Source organism: Candidatus Zixiibacteriota bacterium, from assembly GCA_018820315.1.
Classification (GTDB): Bacteria; Zixibacteria; MSB-5A5; order JAABVY01; family JAHJOQ01; genus JAHJOQ01.
Genome location: JAHJOQ010000092.1, coordinates 51993 through 73017, shown reverse-complemented (window position 1 = coordinate 73017; position 21025 = coordinate 51993). Strand labels below are relative to the sequence as shown.

The window sequence follows — 21025 nt, the reverse complement described above, 5'->3', positions numbered from 1 at the left end:
CTTGATAAGCGCGCCCTTGCGGAGCGATGTCAGGTTCTAAATTGCAGATAGACCAAAACAAGTAGAGATATCGATGAGATGACTACGAATCCAGTCTGAATCCCCAGAAGCGGGAGTATCAAAAGCGATGTAGCCAGTCCCCCCAAGGCTGAGCCGTATAAGTCTGCCGCATAGAATCTGCCGGGAGAGGCGTCTCTGCCTTCCTGAGAGTTCATTCCCACAGACAGATTAAAAACACAGCCGGGGACTATTCCAGCGACTGCCGACAGCGCCAGGATCAACATTTCCAGGGTAGTGCGTTGTTCGAACCGCGCCAGCATGCCGGAAGTCGCAAAGGCTGCCGCAAGCGAGAGAAAGAGACCGGCAAGCACTGCAATCTTGAGATATCGCACACCGGGCTGATCCGCCATCGTGATCCTGCTGCCTATCCACGCACCAACGGCTACTCCACCCACGAACAGTCCCGCAAGCATCCCGAGCCGTGAATAGAGGTTGCCCGCGACCGACTGATAGACAACGATAAGCAGAAGCTCGAACGACAGCCCGAACCAGCCGGCATAGAAGGCCGGCAGATACGGGTTTATTTTGCGGCTGCGCAGCGTTGCCACCGCCGCAAACGCCAACATTGGCAGGATCACAACAACCATCAGTACTATTGCGGGCAGCGACCTGAGCCCCCGCAGGATTCCGGAGTCTATTCCGCCGAACTTATCCATCTCCAGTGTCGCATTCAGCAGAAACTGGGCAGGCTTGGCTACCGACAGCGCTCTTCCCTCTACTGATGCCAGAGATCTCTGCAGTTTCTCGACTCTGAATTCAGAGAAGCGATCCGGTAAATATGCCTCTCCGTAATATTGCAAATCGTTTTGATACTCAGAAAGATTCGCAAGAATCTCGAACGGATCTGACGTGATTCGGCTCAGCTCCATGCCTCCAATCAGAATCGCATCCTCACCCGGGAGAATCTGAACGTGGGGGAAAACCCCGGCAAGAGTCACACAGAGATTCTTGAGATACTCGAGCCTCTCCGGCTGAATGAAATTCTCACCGCACTTTGCGGAAAAAGCGATCACACCCCCTCTTGTCAGACGTGATCGCACCAACTCAAAGAACTCGCTGGTGAAGAGATTACTGTGAGCGATGCCGGACGGATCGGAATAGTTGAGCAGAATCAGATCAAACGACTCCTGCGTCCCGACAAGAAAATCAACGGGATCGCCGTGCACCGGATGCATTCTGGCGACAATGTCATCGCTTAAGCTCATCGCATCAAGTCGTTGTCTCAACAAGCCATACAATACCGGGTCAGGTTCAACTTGAGTTACGCTGACAGACGGATCATTCAGGGCAAAGAGCGCTTTCCCATCACACGAGTTTCCGATCACACAGATAGCTTTGCGATGCTCGCACATGGCCAGCGGAATGACAATCTCCTCACTGGTCTCGGGATCAGGTTCAGTGCAGACAAGCTCAGAATTATAGTAGAGGTACCCGCCCAGTCTGTCCTGCCTGAACACGATACGTCCGTATGGGCTCAGCGCGATGAACTGCGGCATCTGTCGATCGATCTCCCGGATGGAAATGTACGATTCGGCGCTTCTTTCAGGTGAAGACCTGCCTGCGAGCCAGAGCGACGTTGCATTGCCAAAATCATATACCGAGTAAAGTAACGCAAGACAACCGATGGCTGCCGCTACAATTGCGAGAGAGCGTTTCAGTCGCATGATCGCACATGCGATCAGACCAACTCCGCCAATCAAGATCAGCAGTGATAAGTCTCTTCCAATAATCGCAAACAGCAATGCAAGAAGCAGGCCTGCGATCGCAAATCCCAGTGAATCGAGATAATACGCCCGACCGACAGATATACACTCTCTGCTTCGGTTCTTCGCAAAGTAGATCAGCGCGAACGCAGCACCGGGATATGTTGTCGGCAGAATCAACGCAAGCATGCAGAACAAGCCACACTCCGACAGAGGCACAGCTCCGTAGCTCGAAAAGAGAGAACCCTTTATTGCCGGTAGCAGTTGATAGAGAGGAACGATGGCGCAAATGCTCAAATACGCAGCGATCAATACGGAGTTCGCGGCAGAAACCGATCTTCCGGCGATCCACTCGGCAATGAGGCTCCAGAGGCCTGTCTCGACAAGCCAGATTGTTATGATTATGGCATAGAGGATTTCAGAACTGCCAAGAAGCCCGACAAGCATGCGCAGGAAGACCACCTGCAGAGCCACCGAGGCAATTCCTACAAATACGAATTCAGTAGAACGGGATAATGGTCTCATTAACTGAGATTATAGCAGGATTAACGTCAAAGCGAAAGAGGAAAGCTCAGTCCCAGACACCCGGTATAGCGGCACCGCACACTCCGCATTTTCCAGCTTTGAGATTGTTCTTGCGAATCAGGAACCCGTGCCGCTCAATCACGACATCACCGCACTTCGGACAGCGAGTATTCTCGCCCTTATTGCCCGGCACATTGCCGACATATGGAAAGTTCAAACCTTCGTCTTGAGCGATGGCGAATGCACGCTCGAGCGTCTCAACCGGTGTAGGCGGAAGGTTCGTCATCAGATATGTCGGATGAAATCGAGTGAAGTGAATCGGGACATCGGGCGACAATTCGTCCCTGACCCAGCGACATAGATTGCGAAATTCTTCATCTGAGTCATTGAGAGTTGGCACGACAAGATAGACAAGCTCCAGCCATTTTCCGTTCTTGTGAATCAGCTTTATGCTTTCGAGAACCGGCTTCAGCTCACCATTCACGATATCTTTATAATACTGTTCTGAGAACGACTTGAGATCGACCTTGACCGCGTCCACGACCTCCAGCAACTCAAGCAGCGGTTTCTCATTGATATACCCGCCGGTAATGACGACATTCCTGATCTTGTCCCGGCGCGTCCTGACGGCGGTATCGTACATATACTCGTAGAAGATCACCGGCTCGGAGTAAGTGTACGCCACGGTCGGGATATTTCGCTCGATGCACTCGGCGGCTATCTCGTCAGATGTCAATTCGATATTCTGCACTTGCTCCGGCCTAACCTGCGAGATATTCCAGTTCTGGCAGAACTTGCAGTTAACGTTGCATCCGGCAGTGGCTATGGAGAACGCAGTCGTACCGGGCCGAAAATGGAACAGAGGCTTCTTCTCGATAGGGTCAATGTTCATTGAACAGGCGCGGTTGTAGACGAGCGTCTTGTAAACGCCTTTCTGATTCTCGCGCACTCCGCAGAACCCCCGTTCAACATCAGATACCGTGCACTCGCGCGGACAGAGTTGGCACTGGATAATATCTTCTTCCAATTTCTTATAATACCGCGCTTCGACGTCAGAAAGAGAGTCTGTATAACCGAATGCGTACGCATTTTCCAGTGAACCACAGATCACATCGCAGATATGGCCTCCGGCACACATCAGACCCGCTGTCGCGCCTACTCTCTTGATGAATGATCTCCGTCTCATGGAATCAATCGACCTCAATCACAATCAGTTCGATATTTGCAGGATCGGAGTTGCCGAGACCGAGCATCTCCGCAGTGATGAGCCACTTTGCCGGCCGACCGGACTCCGCCAGAGTATGCATGTCGTTCTCAATGCGAAGCCGGTCGAGGATCGTCCCTCCGATAGCATCAATTGCAACAGCATCAAACGACATAATCACCGCTCCATACTTCACAACATACGAGCCCCTGAATCCGGGTCCACCGTGATACTGCACACGCGTCATATCGGTCACGATGAGTGACGATTTGCTCCTGATAATCGGCAGCGCACTCAATTCGGCTACATACGGATCGCAATTGTTGTCATGATACTTGTTCGGATTGTGAATTGCGCCGTAAAGATTTTTCATCGCACCCGATACGCCCGCCAGAGAGTGATCCTTGAGGATCGGAACATTAATCAGATGATCACACTCAATTTCGAGGATGTTTGTCACCATGCTGGCAACCTTGCCATTCGTGTGAAAAGAGCTTGCATACCCGACATCGCGCGTATCTGTTCCAAAACATCTGACACCATTCTTGGCATAATTCAGGGAGTATCCGGCCGATTCGAGTTCTCTGTTCTGCCTATCCCAAATGATTATGTCACGCTCCGCCTTTCCTGCAGCGACAAGCTTTTCCGCAAGAGCCGTCGCCAATTCGACTGAAGTTGACATGTTCCTTCCGGATACACAATTCGTCTTCATCCCAACCCTGCCGGTAGAATCGCTGAGCTTTCTCCATGCGTCCACAGAATCTATCCCGTCATACAAAACGGAGAGCCCTTTGGAGAGCATTGTCCCCAAGATACGTTGATCGCCAGCTCCTCCTGAACTGAGCGATTTCGACTTGACCAGAACTACCTTGCTTTTTGACATGTGATTACAGATATTTCCATAGACATTGGTATAACACTCTTACTCTATATTATACGCTTTGGACAGCTCGAACAAATGAAATTTGGATGGTCTTCTGAAATTGCGGCAGCTATTCTGCTGATTTTCGTCGGGTGTTTGTTCGCCGGCAGCATTCGAATCCCCCAATTCGCCGGCGTATTCTATCCGGGCAATCCTGCTGTGTTGGCAAGTACTGTCGATTCGATGATCGCACTCGCCACCGTGCCGTCAGATGTCGGTCGTCCCGCTGCGTTGATTTCGCCTCATGCGGGTTACATATATTCCGGACCGACCGCCGCATACGGCTACAAATTATTAAAGGGTCTCGACTACTCGACAATCATAATCATTGGACCATCCCACAGGGTTGGCTTCGACGGATGCGCCGTATATAATGAGGGAAAGTGGCGTACGCCGCTCGGCGACGTCGAGATAGACGCAGAACTGGCAGACAGACTCTGCAACGAGAGCAGCGCCATATATCCCGGCACAGAAGAACATCGCCAGGAGCATTCGATCGAGGTTCAGGTGCCGTTCCTGCAGCGAGTACTCGGTAGATTCAAGATCGTGCCCATCGAGATGGGATATCAGTCTGAGACTACGATCAAAGCGCTGGCCGATGCGCTATCAAATGTGCTCCGTGGTCGCGATGACATCCTGCTTGTAGTTTCGACTGATCTCTCACATTATTATCCACGCGAAACAGCTGAGCAATATGATAATTACTGCATTTCGTTGATACAGAATATGAAGGGCGAAACGCTGGCGTCGAAATTACAGACCGACGCCGCCAAGATGTGCGGCGGTGGGCCGACTGCGGCAGTGCTGATCGCCTGTGAGAGGCTTGGACTGACCGGTGTGAGAATTCTCAAGTACGACGATTCGGGAACATCTTCAGGCGATCCCACAAGTGTTGTCGGTTATGTCTCGGCTGTGATATACAGGGAGGACGAAGTGGAAACAAAGCCTCAGAAGTCAGAAAAGAATGAGACAGAAGAGTATCTGAGCAAGTCTGAGCAACACGCACTGTTGAAACTTGCGCGTCAGTCAATAGAGGCTGCAGTGAACAACGGCGACAGACCGGCGCTCGACAATCTCTCCGGGAAACTGGCCGAGCCGGGGGCGGCGTTTGTGACTATCACAATTAATGGGCAGTTGCGGGGTTGCATCGGGTATACCGAGGCAATTGTGCCACTAAAAGAGTGCGTATCGGAATGTGCAGTCAGCGCAGCATTGCGCGACCCCCGTTTCAATCCCTTGTCAAAGCAAGAACTCGACAAGATCGATCTGGAGATATCGGTCTTGACTCCGTTAGTGGATGTCGAGGACGTGAACGATATTACAGTTGGACGCGACGGGTTGATGATCTCGCACATGGGACGGCGCGGGTTGCTCCTTCCGCAGGTTGCAACAGACTACGGATGGGACCGTGAGACATTTCTCGCACAGACATGCCGCAAGGCGGGCCTTCCCACCGACGCCTGGAAAACGGGCGCCCAAATTCAGAAATTCACCGCGTTTGTGTTTGGGGGGGATTAGGCTGTTACTCCACGCCTTTCCTTGGGCATGGCTTCTTCAGGAAGCAGTTCTCGCAGTCAGGTTTTCGCGCGTCACAAACCGCGCGACCATGCGCAATCAACAAGTGTGAAATGATTGTCCAGTCTGGTCTTGGCACCTTCTTCATCAAGTCTTGCTCTACATCTGCAGGGTCTTTCGACTCGGAAAGTCCGATCCTTCGAGAAAGCCTTCCGACATGAGTGTCAACGCAAATCCCTTCTTCGATTCCGAACGCATTCCCGAGAACAACATTCGCAGTCTTGCGCCCGACACCCGGTAGGCGTACAAGCTCAGCCATCGTGCGCGGGACTTCACCACCGAATTCATCGAGTAGTATTCTGCAACAGTTGCGTATAGACTTTGCCTTGTTTTTGTACAGTCCCAGCGGCTTGATAATCTTTTCAATTGATGCCAGCCGCGCCTTGGCAAAAGACTCTGCATCGGGGAATCTCCTGAACAAGTCAGGGGTGACCGCATTGACCGATTTGTCGGTTGCCTGCGCTGATAGTATGGTAGATATCAGCAACGTAAGCGGCGATGCATGCTGCAACGTGCAACATGCCTGTGCGTAGTTTTTCTTTAAGAGCGAAATGATCTTCTTCATGATGGAAAGTAGCGATTCCATGCCGACCCATCGAGCAGATTGACTGATCGATAGGACGAGTGACTATAGTGGGTAGAAACAGTGACTCGTGTATACTCAATATTAAGCGTGGCAAAAACAATAGCGGTCGGAAATCTATGATTCACCGACCGCCTGATAAGAGGGCTGTGTATGAAGGGCTTTAGCATCAATACAAAATGGAGACGAACTTGTCAACTGTTTTTTTCGTCTGGAAGGAGATCATCGATACTTTTCGCGATCTCACTCCAAACGTTATCAGGCAATATAAATATCGTTTCGTCGCCCGAAACTCTCATAAAATGCCGTTTGCTATCCCCTATCGGAACAGCGGCTTCGAGCAGCGTAGCTGAACCATCACTTAAAGTGATCGACCAGATCGACTGCACATCGGCAAAATCATACTCTGTTGTATCGTAGGGGGTTGCGAAGCCGCTCGCATCAAGCTGACAGACCGTGCTCAATAGCCTACCAATCCTGTCCTGATCGCCATCAATTGTTTCGCTGAATGGGAATCTCGATAACTGCCATATTGAGTCGCTTCGAACTACCTGATAATGCTCTTTTCCAGACTTGATTTCTATCGAGACGACGTCATCCTGAGGAACCTCAATGACCGTATGATCTCGCCAGTCGTCCGGTGCTCTGGTGAATTGGTGCGTCAACATCCCCGTTGCAAGGTAGACGTTTTCACTCCCTATCCTTCGCACATATGTGTGCCCAAAGTCACTCGACATCTTCCCGACGACCAACCCCGCAACCAACCTGTCTCCGGAGTACAGCTCGACCGTCGAGCCAGTCAGTGTATCAACCTGGAATTTGATCTGATTGCCAGGATTGTCGGAGATCACATTACCTACCTGAACATCCGCAATCGCAGTCACAATCTGGTTTATGGCACTTGCATCCGCCTTATACGCATTCTCATCCCGTGCGACATACCAGATGCCCGCCGCCCGCGTCAAAGTCACCGCGGCTCCGAGTCTTCGCATGGAAATCTTGTTTACTGTCGCAGTATCGATGTCGAGAAACTCTGAAGAGCCTTTTGGACCAATGATTGATGTTTCCCGGTGCTGCACCGCGAAGTACGCCGCAACCAAAACGATAAGAATAAGTATCGAGAGATACTGCTTCTTCATCAGAGTCGCCTCTTCTTGTTCGATTTGCGAATCCGCCACCGAATCACGCCAAACATGATCACCAGAATTGGCATGGCCAGGATATTGGAATACTTGATAACGCGTTTCCAACCGCTGGAAATCTCATCGAGCGGACGGCTCGCGACCTGCTTGGATCGAATCGAAATGAGGCCTTCGTCCTGAGATAGCCAGTCGACGACGTTCATGAAGAAGACCAGATTGCTCTGCGAACTCATATTTCGATCCTCAGCAAAATCGCCATCACCAACGACGATCATTCTTGTGGTCATCGATGAGTCAACTTTCACGACTGTCGCAGGATTAAACGTTGTATCGGTCCCGGTATACATCGGTATCCCCATACCAGAGAAATAGCTCGGGAATTGCCCCGTCATAGCCGCGACAAGCGGAATGTGCTGACGGTCAAGATCGGCGCGTCCAAACTCTCTGAACGGATCGAAATTGAATGGATCCTTTTCTGCTGCAGACAGCTCGGATGACCAGGCAAGAATCTCTCTCTGAACACCCTGTGGAACGGCGACGGCAGTGTCAAGCGAACTGATGAATGTGAACGTGAGGCCGTCGAAGCCCTTTACGATCACATTCTCCTCTTGAAAATCGGTGACGCGCGGGAAATATCTAAACTCCACCTGGTTCTGGATGCGGAAGAACCCAGTCTGCTGCTGCACCCCTATCCTCGCACATAGTGCATCCAAGACCAGGTCATCGTTGATTCCTACGCCATACTTTCTGAGCAGGTCACCCAGTCCGGTTGAAATAGGAGTCGAGCTATTGTTCTGTATATCGCAATTGAATTTATCGATGAAGAATCCGACCTTGCCCCCCTTCATCAGGTATTGGTCGAGAAGAAACAGCTCCCACTCGCTGAATGCCGCCTTAGGCGACACAATCAGAACGGCGTCGATATTGCTCTGTATTTCAGTTTGATTCGCCAGGTCAAGCGGAGTGATGATATACTCTCGGGACAAAACCTGATTAATATTCTTGAGAGTCTGCTGCAAGTCTGACTCCCCATGACCTGTGACAAATGCGATCCGAGGCATCGAAGCCGATGTAATTTTGCGGATAGTGCGAGAAATCTCGTATTCGAGCCCGGCAGTCGATTGAAGCACCGGCAACACCTCTGTCCGGTCTTCATACAGGAAGACCATTCCCATATAGACCTTCTTGATCTCAAGACGGTCGCTCTCGTAGGCGTTCACCTGAACCGGAGGTATACGATATTGCTGAGCTTCCTGCTCCCTGTCAGTCTGAGCGGGATCGACAAACTCGACCTGAAGCTTGCCGCCGGAATATGCGCGATATTCCGCAAGCTGATCCTTGAGGTAACGAGCGTTCTGGTTATAGGGCGGCGGCAGATCCTCGGTGAAGTAGCATTTAATGACAACACGGTCCGTAAGATTGTGGACCAGCTCTTTCGAGGCTTCTGACAGTGAGTATATTCCGCTGTCCGTCAGATCCGCGCGCGTGAACAGATTGACTGAAATCAGATTCGCGAAAACCAGGCACCCAACAACGATGATTATCGTCGTGCTCGCGGTCGCGCCTTTCTTAACTCCCGTAGCCATACTACTTCCACTTCCTCGTTTCAAGCGACTTGACCGTCAGGAACAGGAAAAAGAAAATCAACGACACGTAGTAGATCACATCGCGGCTATCAATAACGCCTCGTGCTATATTCTCGTAGTGATAGTCGGTCGAAAGGAACTCGAAGATGGTCGCGACATAGCTCGGCATGAAGATTACGATCTTATCGAGCAGAAAGAGAACAAATATAATCACGAATGCTGTGATGAATGCCACGATCTGATTCTTCGTTAAGCTCGACGTGAATAGGCCAATCGACAGATAGACTCCCGACATGAAGAACATCCCCACGTACCCGCCGAATGACGCGCCAAAATCGGGATTCCCGAGAATGACCAGCGTGATATAGTGAACAAGTGTCAGAAGCAGCGTGATCGATATCAGCAGGAATGACGGAATGAACTTGCCGAGCACAAGCTGCCAGTCTTTCAGTGGCATGGTCGAGAGAATCTCAATCGTTCCTGAGCGTTTCTCCTCCGCAAGCATCCGCATCGCTAATGCCGGTACGAAAAAGAGCAACAGCATCCTCGCGCCGGAGAAAAGACTTCTCAGATCTGCAGTGTTTGCAAGAAAAAGTGATGACGCGAAAAACCACGCAGAGAACAGCAGAAAGAGAGTCATTATGATATATGCAATCGGTGAACTGAAATATGCTTTCAGTTCGCGACGTGTAAGCACCCAGATATTCGACATCTACATGCCCTCCGCTTTTGTCAGAGCATGGAACACATCTTCCAGTGAAATCTCGCGCCGGTTCATCTCCAGCAACACGAGATTGTTGTGCACGCAAAGCCTAAACAGATCTTCGCGCGGATCAGCGCCTTTGAAGACTTCCAAAGTGAAATCAGAGATGTTCTCTCCAATGTTCCGGGCATCCGTCACTCGCTCTACGCCGGGGACACTCTCCAGCTTCTGTGTTAGTTCCGGACCGGCGCCCTTGATCTGTATGTAAACAGTCCCCTTCCCTTCCGATGACGCCTGCAGCTCCTTAGGACTGCCATCAGCCGCAATCTTGCCATTATGAATGATTACAACACGAGCGCACGTCGCCTCCACTTCGGGAAGTATATGCGAACAGAGTATAACCGTCTTTTCTCGACCGAGATCTTTGATAAGTCTGCGAATCTCGACAATCTGATTCGGATCGAGCCCTGCCGTCGGCTCATCGAGGATGAGAATCGGCGGATCGTGTACCATCGCCTGCGCAATGCCGACTCTCTGGCGGAAGCCTTTGGAGAGTTCACCGATATCCTTGTACGTGACATCACCAAGTCCACACTGCTCTACGACCTGCTTTATCCGCTTGCCCGGTCGGGAGATGCCATCTTTGCGCATATCAACGATGAACTTAAGGTAGTCGATGACATTCATTTCGGTATAAAGCGGCGTATTCTCCGGCAGATATCCGATGCGTTTGCGGACTTCTATTGAATCGGATGAGATATCGTAACCATCAACGAGCACAGTTCCGTAGGTCGGAGGAAGAAATCCCGTCACCACACGGACTGTCGTCGTCTTGCCCGCGCCGTTCGGACCCAGGAATCCGAGTATCTGTCCTTTGGGTACCTCGAATGAGATATCATCGACAGCGGGAAAGTCGCCGTAGTATTTGGATAGATTCTTTATCTCAATCATATATCTTACAAAATCTGATATCTTTGAATTGCTACTTTATGAAATCGCTGTTAGAAAATCAAGAGTTTTTTTGATCTTGCCTTCATGCGCATGTGTTCATAGTCTTCGAATATATTTCTACATTGAAGATATTCCACGGTTCCAGAATTTTCTTGGGGAACTCAGTAGAAAATTATCAGCAGGGATCTGGGATCAGAACACAGTATGGGGTCATCTCACTGGAGCAAAGCTCCTGTAATCACTCAAAGTGCAGGCTCGATATCGGTATCACCGACATCGGAACCTGCCGTAAGTAGTTCTCCGGTCACTTCCAGCTCAGCGGCTGGCTTCATCCTCAAGTGAATTCCCTACCTGACCGCAGCGGCCAGGTCCAATGACACCGTTGTTGTATCTCTGGAATTTCCATATCCACTTTATGACCATGTACTTTTTCTGCCTGTCGAGACCTCTCCAATCGGACCAGGAGTTCAGTGCGAGGAACGCATCAGCGTTCTTCATCTCGGTTTCAACCTCGTCAGGTAATGCACCTGAGGCAATGTTCAGCTTTGTTACAAGCAATTGCGCGTACAGTCTCGTGATGCCATTCCAGGGCGAACCATAAGTTCTCATCCTAAGCACATCAAAGACATCCCGAGCATCCTCAACACATATGCTGCTGGAACCGATGTTGGCCCCAAGCCATATCGGGAGAAGCGACGAGATGTTGCTAACCTGTAGACCACCGACGAGTCTCTTCCAATAAGCCAATGGTCGCGTACACCCGGAGTCAATCAACACCGGAGCGTATAATCCGGCAGACCAATTCAGTGCATCTTCCCCTTCGCCAAGCGCGAAGCATTCCGTGCGCCCCGTTGACGGATCAACGTCACTGTCTATAACATCACTCGGCCCCTGATCCTGCGGGCTGAAGAAGTAGCCAGACGGCGCCATGAATTCCACAACAAAACCGCCTGCCAGCAGGCTATCGTATTTGTATGATCCAGACTGGTTGGACAGAGTGCTGTCAAGAAGAACGTCCTGACAATCATATAGGTTGACGCGAATCCCTGAGATTCCAGTTTCGCCCGGGTCAAGAATGCCGTCCTGATCGTCATCCTCCCACACAACGCCGTTGATGGATGAGTATTCGACGTCGTAGACCATGTCCGGCATATTGAACTGGAGAAGTGCCTGCTTCTCCGCATTTGGCATCATCATCTTTCCGAGAAGGAGTATCTGGTTGCTGCCTGTTGACGCGTCGGGCAGCGCCTGATCAATGAAGGCATCGCCTGACGGCATGACAGTATCACAGATCATGCTGCCCATGGTCGCATAGCATATCTCGATAAACGGAGAGAAGCCGACTTTTTCGCTGCTGTGCATGGCAACCGGAGCTCCAGCCGGAGCAGACTGCTCAAGCAGAACGCCGTGATTCGAGACAGAATCCATTGTCCAGCCTTGCACAAGACCGGTAATATCCGCAGAGTGCCATCCCCCTGCCGCAACCGTTACCGAACCTTCGACATCCAAACTGTATGCCCCTGCAAACGTATTCCAGCTCACTGTTGCAGGATCCCAGGCTTCCTCGATTCGATGGAGGTAGACTGGTTGGCCATTAGGCACGACAACAAAGAAGTTGAGTTTGGCCGAAATGATCTCAAGGCTTTGTGAAGAGTCGTCCGATCCTATCCCCGCCCCCTGTGAGAAAGCATCGGTTGAGTTCGTTGGAAGCTGTTCATGACCACAGCTCGCGCCTAATATCAGCAGGAGGACTCCTGCAAAAATCAGCGTATGCCTATTCATGTTATGATCTCCTTTCAGGCTGTGTTTCAGCCTCTCAGGTTGTACCTAATCATAGAGCAAATCGCGTGCTGTTTGCGGGGATGAAATGCATCAATTGACAAGGGGTTGCCGTTTGGAAGGATAGGTGCTGTCGCACTAAATCAAGAGATCAGCAACAGCAACAAATACCTGTTCTCAGAGCGAACAGTGATCTTCAAACCTGAACAGCACTGGAATGCCGCGAGAATACGGTAGCTTCAGGCACGCTTTAACTCAGGCTGAGTGACTTTTGCCGAACCAATCGTATTCTCTTTTCACTCGATTTGTACTGTGCATGCAACCTTATTTGAAATCATTGCATTCTTGAGGTGTTGTCAAGGAAATATGCAGTAAGAAAGCAACTCCCGGTGCCGGACGATTGGAGAATTCACGCCGAGACAAAAAAGCCAGACAGTCATTACCGTCTGGATCATATGGAGGGGGGAGGATTCGAACCTCCGAAGTCGTTGACGACAGATTTACAGTCTGTTCCCTTTGGCCACTCGGGAACCCCTCCATGTCGAGGCGACAATATATACGCTTTTTCGGTCGATGCAAGCTGTTTTTAACCCTGCTTATTGAAACAGAAGGTGGCCCGCTGCGAGAGCAGGCCACCATATTCCCCCTCGTAAAACACCCTACTACAGGCAATTCGCGCACGGCGCGGGGCCGCTCGCAAATATGTACGCTATCAAGTAAACTACATCATCGATATCAATAGCTCCAGTGCAGTCGACTTCTCCAGAATCGAGTGGATCGGGCGCTGGTCCGCTTGCGAATATATATGTTATCAGAAATACGACGTCGTCGATATCTACCGCTTCGCTGCCGTCAGCATCGCCGCAGACATATGACGGACCGATGGGGGCAAGCGATTCGAAGGCATAGATGACCCCATCACTGCCGAACGTCACACATGCAATATTCGGTCTGCCGTCACAGTCGACATCGCCGACCAGGACATGAATCACGTCATCTGCCGTGCTATAATTCCAGATGAGCTCGCCTGTTTGACCGTTCAGTGCGTAGACATTCTGATCGTCGGATCCGGCGATTACTTCATTTAGTCCGTCGAGATTAACATCGTAGATTACGACCGTATTGACTTCTCCTCCCGTCGGGAAGTCCCAGAGAATCTCTCCGGTGACTCCATCGAGAAGTGTCACGTAGCTCGCTGTTGTCCCACCGTTTACTGCCACGTCTGCAACTCCGTCGTCATTGACATCATCGCACCACATACCGTGCGTGTTGGAGCCGATAGCGAGAGGCGTAAACCAATCCTGATCGTGACTCTCTGAGTTCACCTTTATGACGCCTTTTGTGCCAGATGGTGTCACAGCACAGAAGACATCGAAGAATGATTCCGCTGGAAAATCGAGCATGTTGTGATCGGCAAGGTGCTCTAATCCGGCGGGACCATCAAACGTCCAAAGCTCCGAGCCATCGGAACCGTCGACAACGACTACTTTCCCACTGCCCACTGTTGCGATCACATCCAGCGGTCCTGTGCCATTCATTTGCATAACTATCACGTCCGTGGCATCCGATCCGCAATCGTAGGACCAGAGCGATCCTCCGCTTTCGCCATTTATCGCATAGATGAAGTTATCTTCATTACCGGCGATCACATCGAAGTTGCCGTCGCCATTCAAGTCTGCGGATTTCAGGCATTTGCGGTAGTAATCATCGGTCGCGTCCACAAACTGCCACAGCACCAACCCTGTCTCTCCGTTGAGTGCTGTGACAATATTGTCGTAGCCGCCGACAGCGACATCACCGAGACCATTGCCGTCAAAGTCATCAATTGTGACGCAGAACAAGTTATCAGACGCCTGCCAATGCCAAAGTTCGGTCCCTTTGTCGCCGTCGATAGCCCATGCCTCCCGGGTGCTCGAGCAGACACCTACGACATCGTCGCAACCGTCGCCATTTAGATCACCCATCGCTATCGCATTTCCGTAGCTGCCGAAATCGAATTCCCATTTAACCGTGGAGACGACTGTCTTGAGTGCCCAGACTGATTTCAGAGGGTTGGGCGGAGTGCCGGTGAAATCAGCACCGCCCCCGGCTGCGATGTCCGTCACGCCGTCGTCATCGAAATCGCCTGTTGCGACACTGTACATCGATCCTCCGACAGCATAATAGTAAAGCTCCTCACCACCATCAGCCTTCAGCACCACCACCCTGTCGCCACCTGCGACGGCGATTTCGAGATTGTAGTCACCCGTGAAATCGCCAAAAGTCATATCGCGAGTGTTCACTCCAATAGGATCAGCTACCCACATGGCAGTCGGTCCGGAGCCGTCGAATGCCAGCATGGGACTCGGCCCAAGATACAGACCAACGACTATATCGAGGTCAGTGTCCTGATCAACATCATGAGTTTCGATTAGAATATTTCCATTCACATGCTCGACACTGCCGAGATTGTATGACCATTCGAGATCGCCTTTCGCAGCATCACGCACAAACAGCTCAGCATGATCGTCGCTGTAGATTCCTCCTACGATCAATTCGATGTCCGAATCTCCGTCGACATCCGCGAGCAATACATCTACAACGACATACGGCACTGTATCGGCCCAGATATCAGAACCGTCGGTGCCATCAAGCATGCCGTAATAATTGTCGTATCCCGCTAAGTACTCATGAGCATAAGCTACATCATCGATGTTATCGTTGTTGACATCTGCGGCGGCGACCGCATTGACAAACATGCTGCCAATTTCGTTGCTCCAGAGCAGGGCGCCGCTTTCTCCATCGACAGCGTAGACATAATCATCAAAGCTGGCGGCGACCACATCCATATTCTCATCGCCGGTAAAATTGCCGATCACAACATCTTCGATTGTTGCGCCGATAGGACAGGTGAAGATCACTGCACCATCCTTGCCATCGAGCGCATGAATCTGTCCATCGGGTGTACCGGTCGCGTTGTAGGAGGCGCCCAACACAACATCCGCGACGCCGTCATTATTGAGATCACCGATTGTCATCGATCGGATACCATCCTGAATCAAATACGACCAAATCGTATCGCCGGTAGCGCCATCAATGGCGAGCACCCGTGAGGGCGTTCCGTAGTAATCGGAACTGTACTCACTGGCGATAACATCTTTGATATTGTCAGCGTTAAGATCGGCGGTTTCGACGTGAGTTACAGTGAGATCAGAGTCGTAGATCCAGATCGGATCGGCCGAGGCGGATCTCGCTCCGGACAGTTCGCCCGATTGAAGCACGCTTGTACCGGCGCAGAGCAACATAAGTGTCAGCACTGCTGCAGAGATGAAGCTAATTCTGGCATCGGTTGGTTTCATGGACTGCCTCTCTTCCAGATTGTGTTACAATGCTTGTGTCGGCCGGAAATGTATGTATGAGAGCCTTTTGATGTGAGCCGGTGGAAGGTATCGTACTCTTGATGCACTTACCTCCGATTATTCGAAAATGCTGCTATATCGATGTGCTCCGCCAATGAAGTAATGACGGGATGCAGTACCATTCTTAATATAGCGACTCCAGAGTTGCAGTCAATGAGAATGTGCAGGTGGGGACCGTTGTCCTCATCCTCATTTCAGCGACGGGACGACCCGCAATCAGCCTTCAACCTGTGCATGATTTCGTTGGAGATTTCCTCTATCGCTCTTCGCGTTACATCGACGACCTGCCAACCTTGACTGCTGCAGAGATTCCTCAGATATGTGATCTCCTGCCGCACATACGATGTGTCCCGGTAGACATCAAGCGCCGCCTTGCCTGCCTCGCTGCCGCCAAAAAACTCCGCCCTGTCTTCTCTCACAAATACGAGAACATCAGGATTCATGGTAACGCCGAAAATCCTGCAACTCTCTATCTCTTCGAGCCTCTTGAGCAACCTGCTCTTCATTTGATCGTTGGGGAAAATCGGAATGTTGGCGACCTTCAGTCCCTCATTGCATGCCAGGTACATGCTAATAGGTGTTTTGCAGGTTCTCGATGGTCCGATGATAACCAGATCGGCTTCACCGAGCTGGTGCCCAAGACCGTCATCGTGTTCGACAGTATACCCGATTGCATCAATCTTGTTGTAGTAGCTGTCATCTATGATATGAAGCAGTCCCGGTTTGTACTCGGGATGGAGGCCGAGAAACTTCTCCATTGTGCTGAGCATAGGTTCGAGAATATTAATGTGCAATATCTGTTCATCGTGAAGGCGGTCATGCAGGTAAGTCCAGACATCGGAGGAGATAATCGAGAAAATGACAAGGCACCCATCAGGAATCTCATCGAGGATATTGTCGAGCTGCTCTCTTGTTCTGGCCGAGCTGTATATCTTTCCAAGCCGGAATTCCCCTTCGTGACCGGAGTACTGGGAGAGGACTGCGTCCATCAGCCTCTTGGCCGTTTTACCGGTACCATCCGAGATGATGATAATCTGCTTAACTTCGTCCCTCATTCGCAGTCGGCGCACGGCGCCGGTCCACCAGTAAATATGTAAGCTATCATATAAACAACATCATCAATGTCAATCTGCCCGCTGCAATCTACATCTCCTATTTCCAGCGGATCGGGGGCTGAACCACCCAGGAAAATATAGGCGATAAGATAAACAACGTCATCTATATCGACGCCACCTTCGCCGGTAACATCGCCGCACGGCCTAGGAGGTTCGATAACCGAGACTGACACCGCGATCGTATCAGAGTTCGGGGGCGAATCTGAGTCAGCCAGCGCAATGATCAGGTAGTAGTCACCAACCCATGTCGGCGTGCCAGTGATAGTACCTACCTGACCACCGGTGAACACACAACCATATGGCGGCTGGCCACCTATTTTTTGCCAGTAGTAAGGCTCCACTCCTCCTACCGCCCAAAACTGGTAGAAATAAGGCTCATTGACTGTGCAGTCCGGAAGTTCGTAGCTTTGAATGTGAAGATCCCCATCGCATGCGTCGCCCGTTCCGTCGGAATTCTCGTCATATTGCTCCGGATTATACGTGTCGGGACAATTGTCACAGATGTTGCCGATTGCATCACCGTCATCGTCGAGCTGAGACGGATTCACAGTGTAGGGACAGTTGTCCTCTTCGTTGGGGACTGAGTCATCATCAATGTCTGGGTCGCATACATCACCCAGCCCGTCGCTATCTGTATCTGCCTGATCAAAATTAAAATCAGAAGGACAATTGTCTTCCGGGCACGTGTTATCAGGATAGCCCGGATCGCCGAAACCATCGCTATCACTGTCGACACAAATGACATCGAGTCCAAAGGTCGTCAGTCCGAAAATCCCCCAGGAGTTGCCGGGTGCAAGTGGTCGCCATCGATACCAGTGGACCTGATAATCCCATGTGTCGTATATGCCATAGTAGTTCAAGGTGCCTTCGTCATATCCGATTCCAGTCACGAAGTGATCGGTTCCGCCGTCCCCGTCAGTGTCGACCAGCAGAACAACAGGTCGCCTGCTATCGATTTCCTCTTTGTAATCATCGAAGGTTAAATCTTCATACATGTCCGATTGCGCATAAGGGTTTGCCTCCGGCAGCACCAGGTCGACATATTCAACGAAACCGAGATTATCATCGCCAAACCAGCTCCATCCATATGCGTTCCAGTAGCTACTCATTGACGTGTGCATGAAGTCAGCCACACAATTGTCCACATGTGCACCACCAGATTCGGATCGATCCGGAACGATGTTCGATCCATTATCTATCGGACATGAGTAATCCTGATAGTGATCGTACCAACTTTGACCACAACCGGGATAATCGCTGTCGTCGGCAATCATTGCCCGCACATCCGACGTCATCGTGCTCGCGTCCCCCTCTACAAGATCAGAGAAACCATTGCCATCCCAGAAACCGACTACCATTCCGACAGCCGTAGGTCCGCAGCCATGATGCCATATATAGGCTGGTACACCTGTTATAACAACTTGCGATCGCGTCGGAGGTCGCAGTCCCGGGTCGGTTCCCGGCAATGGTTCGGGTCCGGACGTGCTCTGCTGAGCATAGAGCCCACTCGACAGAAGAATGATTTCAATAAACTGAGTCAGGAAAAACAGAGTCACAACTCTCGACTTGATCATGTTGTATTCCTCCGGTCTCATTGAAATGAGCCGCCCGATCAATAGTCACATTTGCAGGCCTTCGCAGGGCAGGGAGACTATGGACAGCCTGCGCAAGGCTCCGCGCCGCCAGAGAATATGTACTCTACAAGATACACTATGTCGTCAATGTCGACACCATCGCTACAGTCGACATCCGCAATCTCAACAGGATCGGGAGACGAACCTCCTGAGAAGACATATGACACGAGATGGACGACATCGTCAATGTCGACAGCTAAGTTATTGTCGGCGTCGCCACAGAGAAACTGCAGTTCGTAAATAGATATACTGATCGCTACGGTATCGTAGTTTGGCGGAGTATCAGAATCCTGCATCGCCACCTGTAAGTAGCTCTCCCCCGGCCACGATGGAGTGCCGGTGATCGTGCCGATTTCACCAGCCTGGAATATGGTACCATAAGGAGGCTGGCCGGAAACCTTGGTCCACGTATAAGGTTCCACTCCACCAACCGCCCAGAATTGATATGAATAAGGCTGACCCAGATAGCCGTCCGGCAGGATGTAACTCTGAATATGCATCTCGCCATCGCAGGCGTCACCGACACCGTCGAAATTCTCGTCGTACTGATATGGGTTTTGAACTTCAAGGCAATTATCGCATGCGTCGCCGACATCGTCGCCGTCGCCATCCTGCTGAGCCGGATTGATTACGAGATCGCAGTTGTCGGCCTCGTTGAGAATGCCGTCATCGTCGGCATCGGGATCGCAGACGTTGCCCATGCCGTCGCCATCCACATCTCCCTGTGAAGGATTCGGGTCGTTCATGCAGTTATCGCAGACATCGCCGAGTCCGTCGCCGTCAGTATCCGTCTGATCAGGGTTATATTCAGTCGGGCAATTGTCATCGGAATTGAGCAAGCCGTCGCTGTCTGAGTCGGGCTCCGGCTGAATGCCGATAATAGCGTATTCGACCATCGGATCGCACCCGCTCCAATTGCAGTAGAGGTTGTCGATCGAGTACCATGCTGTATGGCTATCGGCCCATCCATAATTCATGTGGTACTGCTTCGTTTCGCCGACCGTTTGCCAGCCGTCGCAGACGATCGAATGAGTGTTGATTCTGTATTGTATCGGCCTTCCCGCGGAAATCTCTTCGCCAATCAGCGCAAACCAGGAACTGGGTGTATGGGAAGAGCGATTCTGACGGGAAACACCTGAGTCAAATCTGAAGTATGTCGGAAAAACCATCTGAGCATCGGCAGTGTAAGCTCCTGAGGCGCATTTGCCATAATCCATCTCGAATGCAACGCCGACTTCATAGCAAATCTCAGCGACGGCCTCTTTCTGCGCCTGCGTGCAGCTACTACCGCAGACATCAACAACATTGTTCCAGTCATAGAGATCAGAGTAGTCGACCCCCAGAGTGTGACCGGGTGTGCTGCCGCCGCAAGAATTGTCGCCGCTCCAGTAGTAGCTCGAGCTTCCGGAACCAGATGAGGGCCACTGCCAGTAAGCGAGAATCTGCGCTGATGCTGTCGCCACACAGCCTACTATGCATCTGCCACCGTCACCATCGGGACAGAACAAGTTGTATGGGCTCCCCTGATGCCAACTCGTGGTCACCAACGGACCAAGGGTTTCCATCGGAGCTCGGCTGGAGCTCTCCAGGCTCGATGCGAATATATCGGTATCCACGTTCAGACGCGTCCACTCCGCCCCATTTGCTTCACCGAATAATTCCGTGTCCATTCCGGATTGCGACACATCAAGGCTGCCGTAGGTATTCACGAATAGCCGCGCATGATGCTCCAGCACCTCGCGAATCATCGCAGCGAATCCATCGGCGTCTTTCGGATTGAAGCTCGACACTGTAGAGTAGGCTTTTACAGGTGGCAACTCTTTGAGAACAGGCACTATGACATAGCCTGACGGCTCTATGGCGTACACATGCGCAAGCAGCGTGTCATTCATCAGAATGTCATCGACGGAGCTAATCGATGGAGCTGTCCCCCCTGCCCACGAGCCATGGGAATACGTTATTTCCGTAATCCAGTTTTGGCAGACTTGCTGCATTTCAGATGGTGCCGCGCGTTCGGCGTTGGCCACCGGAGTTATTGTGACTGTAAGAATGCAAAATAGGATACAAGAGATGATGCTGAGATTTTGGAGTTCACGTCTCTTTGGCGGGGTTGCTGGTGCGAAGTTGCTGGAGACCATATTTGAA

General features: G+C 51.3%; 14 protein-coding genes and 1 tRNA gene. 1 reads left to right on the top strand and 14 read right to left on the bottom strand.

The features are described from left to right. Positions 1-29 precede the first annotated feature (29 nt). The 3 genes from KKH67_08985 to KKH67_08975 form a co-directional block, all read right to left on the bottom strand. Positions 30-2237, bottom strand: a complete 2208-nt coding sequence (locus KKH67_08985; GenBank protein ID MBU1319316.1) for a hypothetical protein — start codon at positions 2235-2237, stop codon at positions 30-32. Between the two features lie 97 nt (positions 2238-2334). Continuing rightward, the gene (amrS, locus tag KKH67_08980) at positions 2335-3474 is read right to left on the bottom strand and encodes an AmmeMemoRadiSam system radical SAM enzyme (protein ID MBU1319315.1); all 1140 of its coding nucleotides are present in this window, start codon (positions 3472-3474) and stop codon (positions 2335-2337) included. Positions 3475-3478: 4 nt separating this feature from the next. Then, a complete protein-coding gene (locus KKH67_08975; GenBank protein MBU1319314.1) occupies positions 3479-4375 on the bottom strand; it encodes a DUF362 domain-containing protein in 897 nt (298 codons plus the stop codon). A 75-nt stretch (positions 4376-4450) separates the two neighbouring features. Here KKH67_08975 and amrB point away from each other — a divergent pair, with 75 nt between their 5' ends. Then, the gene (gene amrB, locus KKH67_08970) at positions 4451-5932 is read left to right on the top strand and encodes an AmmeMemoRadiSam system protein B (GenBank protein MBU1319313.1); all 1482 of its coding nucleotides are present in this window, start codon (positions 4451-4453) and stop codon (positions 5930-5932) included. A 4-nt stretch (positions 5933-5936) separates the two neighbouring features. Here amrB and nth read toward each other — a convergent pair whose 3' ends face one another. The 11 genes from nth to KKH67_08915 form a co-directional block, all read right to left on the bottom strand. After that, positions 5937-6575 (bottom strand): endonuclease III, encoded by a 639-nt coding sequence (gene nth / locus KKH67_08965; GenBank protein ID MBU1319312.1) that lies wholly within the window; start codon positions 6573-6575, stop codon positions 5937-5939. A 191-nt stretch (positions 6576-6766) separates the two neighbouring features. Next, positions 6767-7711: a DUF4340 domain-containing protein gene (locus tag KKH67_08960; protein ID MBU1319311.1), complete on the bottom strand. Its 945-nt coding sequence runs from the start codon at positions 7709-7711 to the stop codon at positions 6767-6769. Beyond that, positions 7711-9300 carry a Gldg family protein gene (locus KKH67_08955; GenBank protein ID MBU1319310.1) on the bottom strand — a complete coding sequence of 530 codons (1590 nt, stop codon included), beginning with the start codon at positions 9298-9300 and terminating at the stop codon, positions 7711-7713. The genes KKH67_08960 and KKH67_08955 overlap by 1 nt, the downstream gene beginning before the upstream one ends. A gap of 1 nt (position 9301) precedes the next feature. Next, on the bottom strand, positions 9302-10012 hold the full coding sequence (locus KKH67_08950) for an ABC transporter permease (protein ID MBU1319309.1): 711 nt from the start codon (positions 10010-10012) through the stop codon (positions 9302-9304). After that, the gene (locus KKH67_08945) at positions 10013-10954 is read right to left on the bottom strand and encodes an ATP-binding cassette domain-containing protein (protein ID MBU1319308.1); all 942 of its coding nucleotides are present in this window, start codon (positions 10952-10954) and stop codon (positions 10013-10015) included. It abuts the gene before it with no gap. 315 nt (positions 10955-11269) lie between these two features. Continuing rightward, on the bottom strand, positions 11270-12736 hold the full coding sequence (locus KKH67_08940; GenBank protein MBU1319307.1) for a DNRLRE domain-containing protein: 1467 nt from the start codon (positions 12734-12736) through the stop codon (positions 11270-11272). Positions 12737-13189: 453 nt separating this feature from the next. Then, positions 13190-13271 (bottom strand) — tRNA-Tyr (locus tag KKH67_08935). Positions 13272-13395: 124 nt separating this feature from the next. Next, a complete protein-coding gene (locus KKH67_08930) occupies positions 13396-16071 on the bottom strand; it encodes a PQQ-binding-like beta-propeller repeat protein (GenBank protein MBU1319306.1) in 2676 nt (891 codons plus the stop codon). Positions 16072-16325: 254 nt separating this feature from the next. Beyond that, positions 16326-17186: a kinase/pyrophosphorylase gene (locus tag KKH67_08925; protein ID MBU1319305.1), complete on the bottom strand. Its 861-nt coding sequence runs from the start codon at positions 17184-17186 to the stop codon at positions 16326-16328. Then, positions 17183-18841: a dockerin type I repeat-containing protein gene (locus KKH67_08920; protein ID MBU1319304.1), complete on the bottom strand. Its 1659-nt coding sequence runs from the start codon at positions 18839-18841 to the stop codon at positions 17183-17185. The genes KKH67_08925 and KKH67_08920 overlap by 4 nt, the downstream gene beginning before the upstream one ends. Before the next feature lie 56 nt (positions 18842-18897). Beyond that, positions 18898-21018 carry a C10 family peptidase gene (locus tag KKH67_08915; protein ID MBU1319303.1) on the bottom strand — a complete coding sequence of 707 codons (2121 nt, stop codon included), beginning with the start codon at positions 21016-21018 and terminating at the stop codon, positions 18898-18900. Positions 21019-21025: the final 7 nt, after the last annotated feature.

Coding starts and splice junctions, on each gene's coding strand:
- amrS (MBU1319315.1), bottom strand. CDS start 3,474: ATGAGACGGAGATCATTCATCAAGAGAGTAGGCGCGACAGCGGGTCTG.
- KKH67_08975 (MBU1319314.1), bottom strand. CDS start 4,375: ATGTCAAAAAGCAAGGTAGTTCTGGTCAAGTCGAAATCGCTCAGTTCA.
- amrB (MBU1319313.1), top strand. CDS start 4,451: ATGAAATTTGGATGGTCTTCTGAAATTGCGGCAGCTATTCTGCTGATT.
- nth (MBU1319312.1), bottom strand. CDS start 6,575: ATGGAATCGCTACTTTCCATCATGAAGAAGATCATTTCGCTCTTAAAG.
- KKH67_08960 (MBU1319311.1), bottom strand. CDS start 7,711: ATGAAGAAGCAGTATCTCTCGATACTTATTCTTATCGTTTTGGTTGCG.
- KKH67_08955 (MBU1319310.1), bottom strand. CDS start 9,300: ATGGCTACGGGAGTTAAGAAAGGCGCGACCGCGAGCACGACGATAATC.
- KKH67_08950 (MBU1319309.1), bottom strand. CDS start 10,012: ATGTCGAATATCTGGGTGCTTACACGTCGCGAACTGAAAGCATATTTC.
- KKH67_08945 (MBU1319308.1), bottom strand. CDS start 10,954: ATGATTGAGATAAAGAATCTATCCAAATACTACGGCGACTTTCCCGCT.
- KKH67_08940 (MBU1319307.1), bottom strand. CDS start 12,736: ATGAATAGGCATACGCTGATTTTTGCAGGAGTCCTCCTGCTGATATTA.
- KKH67_08930 (MBU1319306.1), bottom strand. CDS start 16,071: ATGAAACCAACCGATGCCAGAATTAGCTTCATCTCTGCAGCAGTGCTG.
- KKH67_08925 (MBU1319305.1), bottom strand. CDS start 17,186: ATGAGGGACGAAGTTAAGCAGATTATCATCATCTCGGATGGTACCGGT.
- KKH67_08920 (MBU1319304.1), bottom strand. CDS start 18,841: ATGAGACCGGAGGAATACAACATGATCAAGTCGAGAGTTGTGACTCTG.
- KKH67_08915 (MBU1319303.1), bottom strand. CDS start 21,018: ATGGTCTCCAGCAACTTCGCACCAGCAACCCCGCCAAAGAGACGTGAA.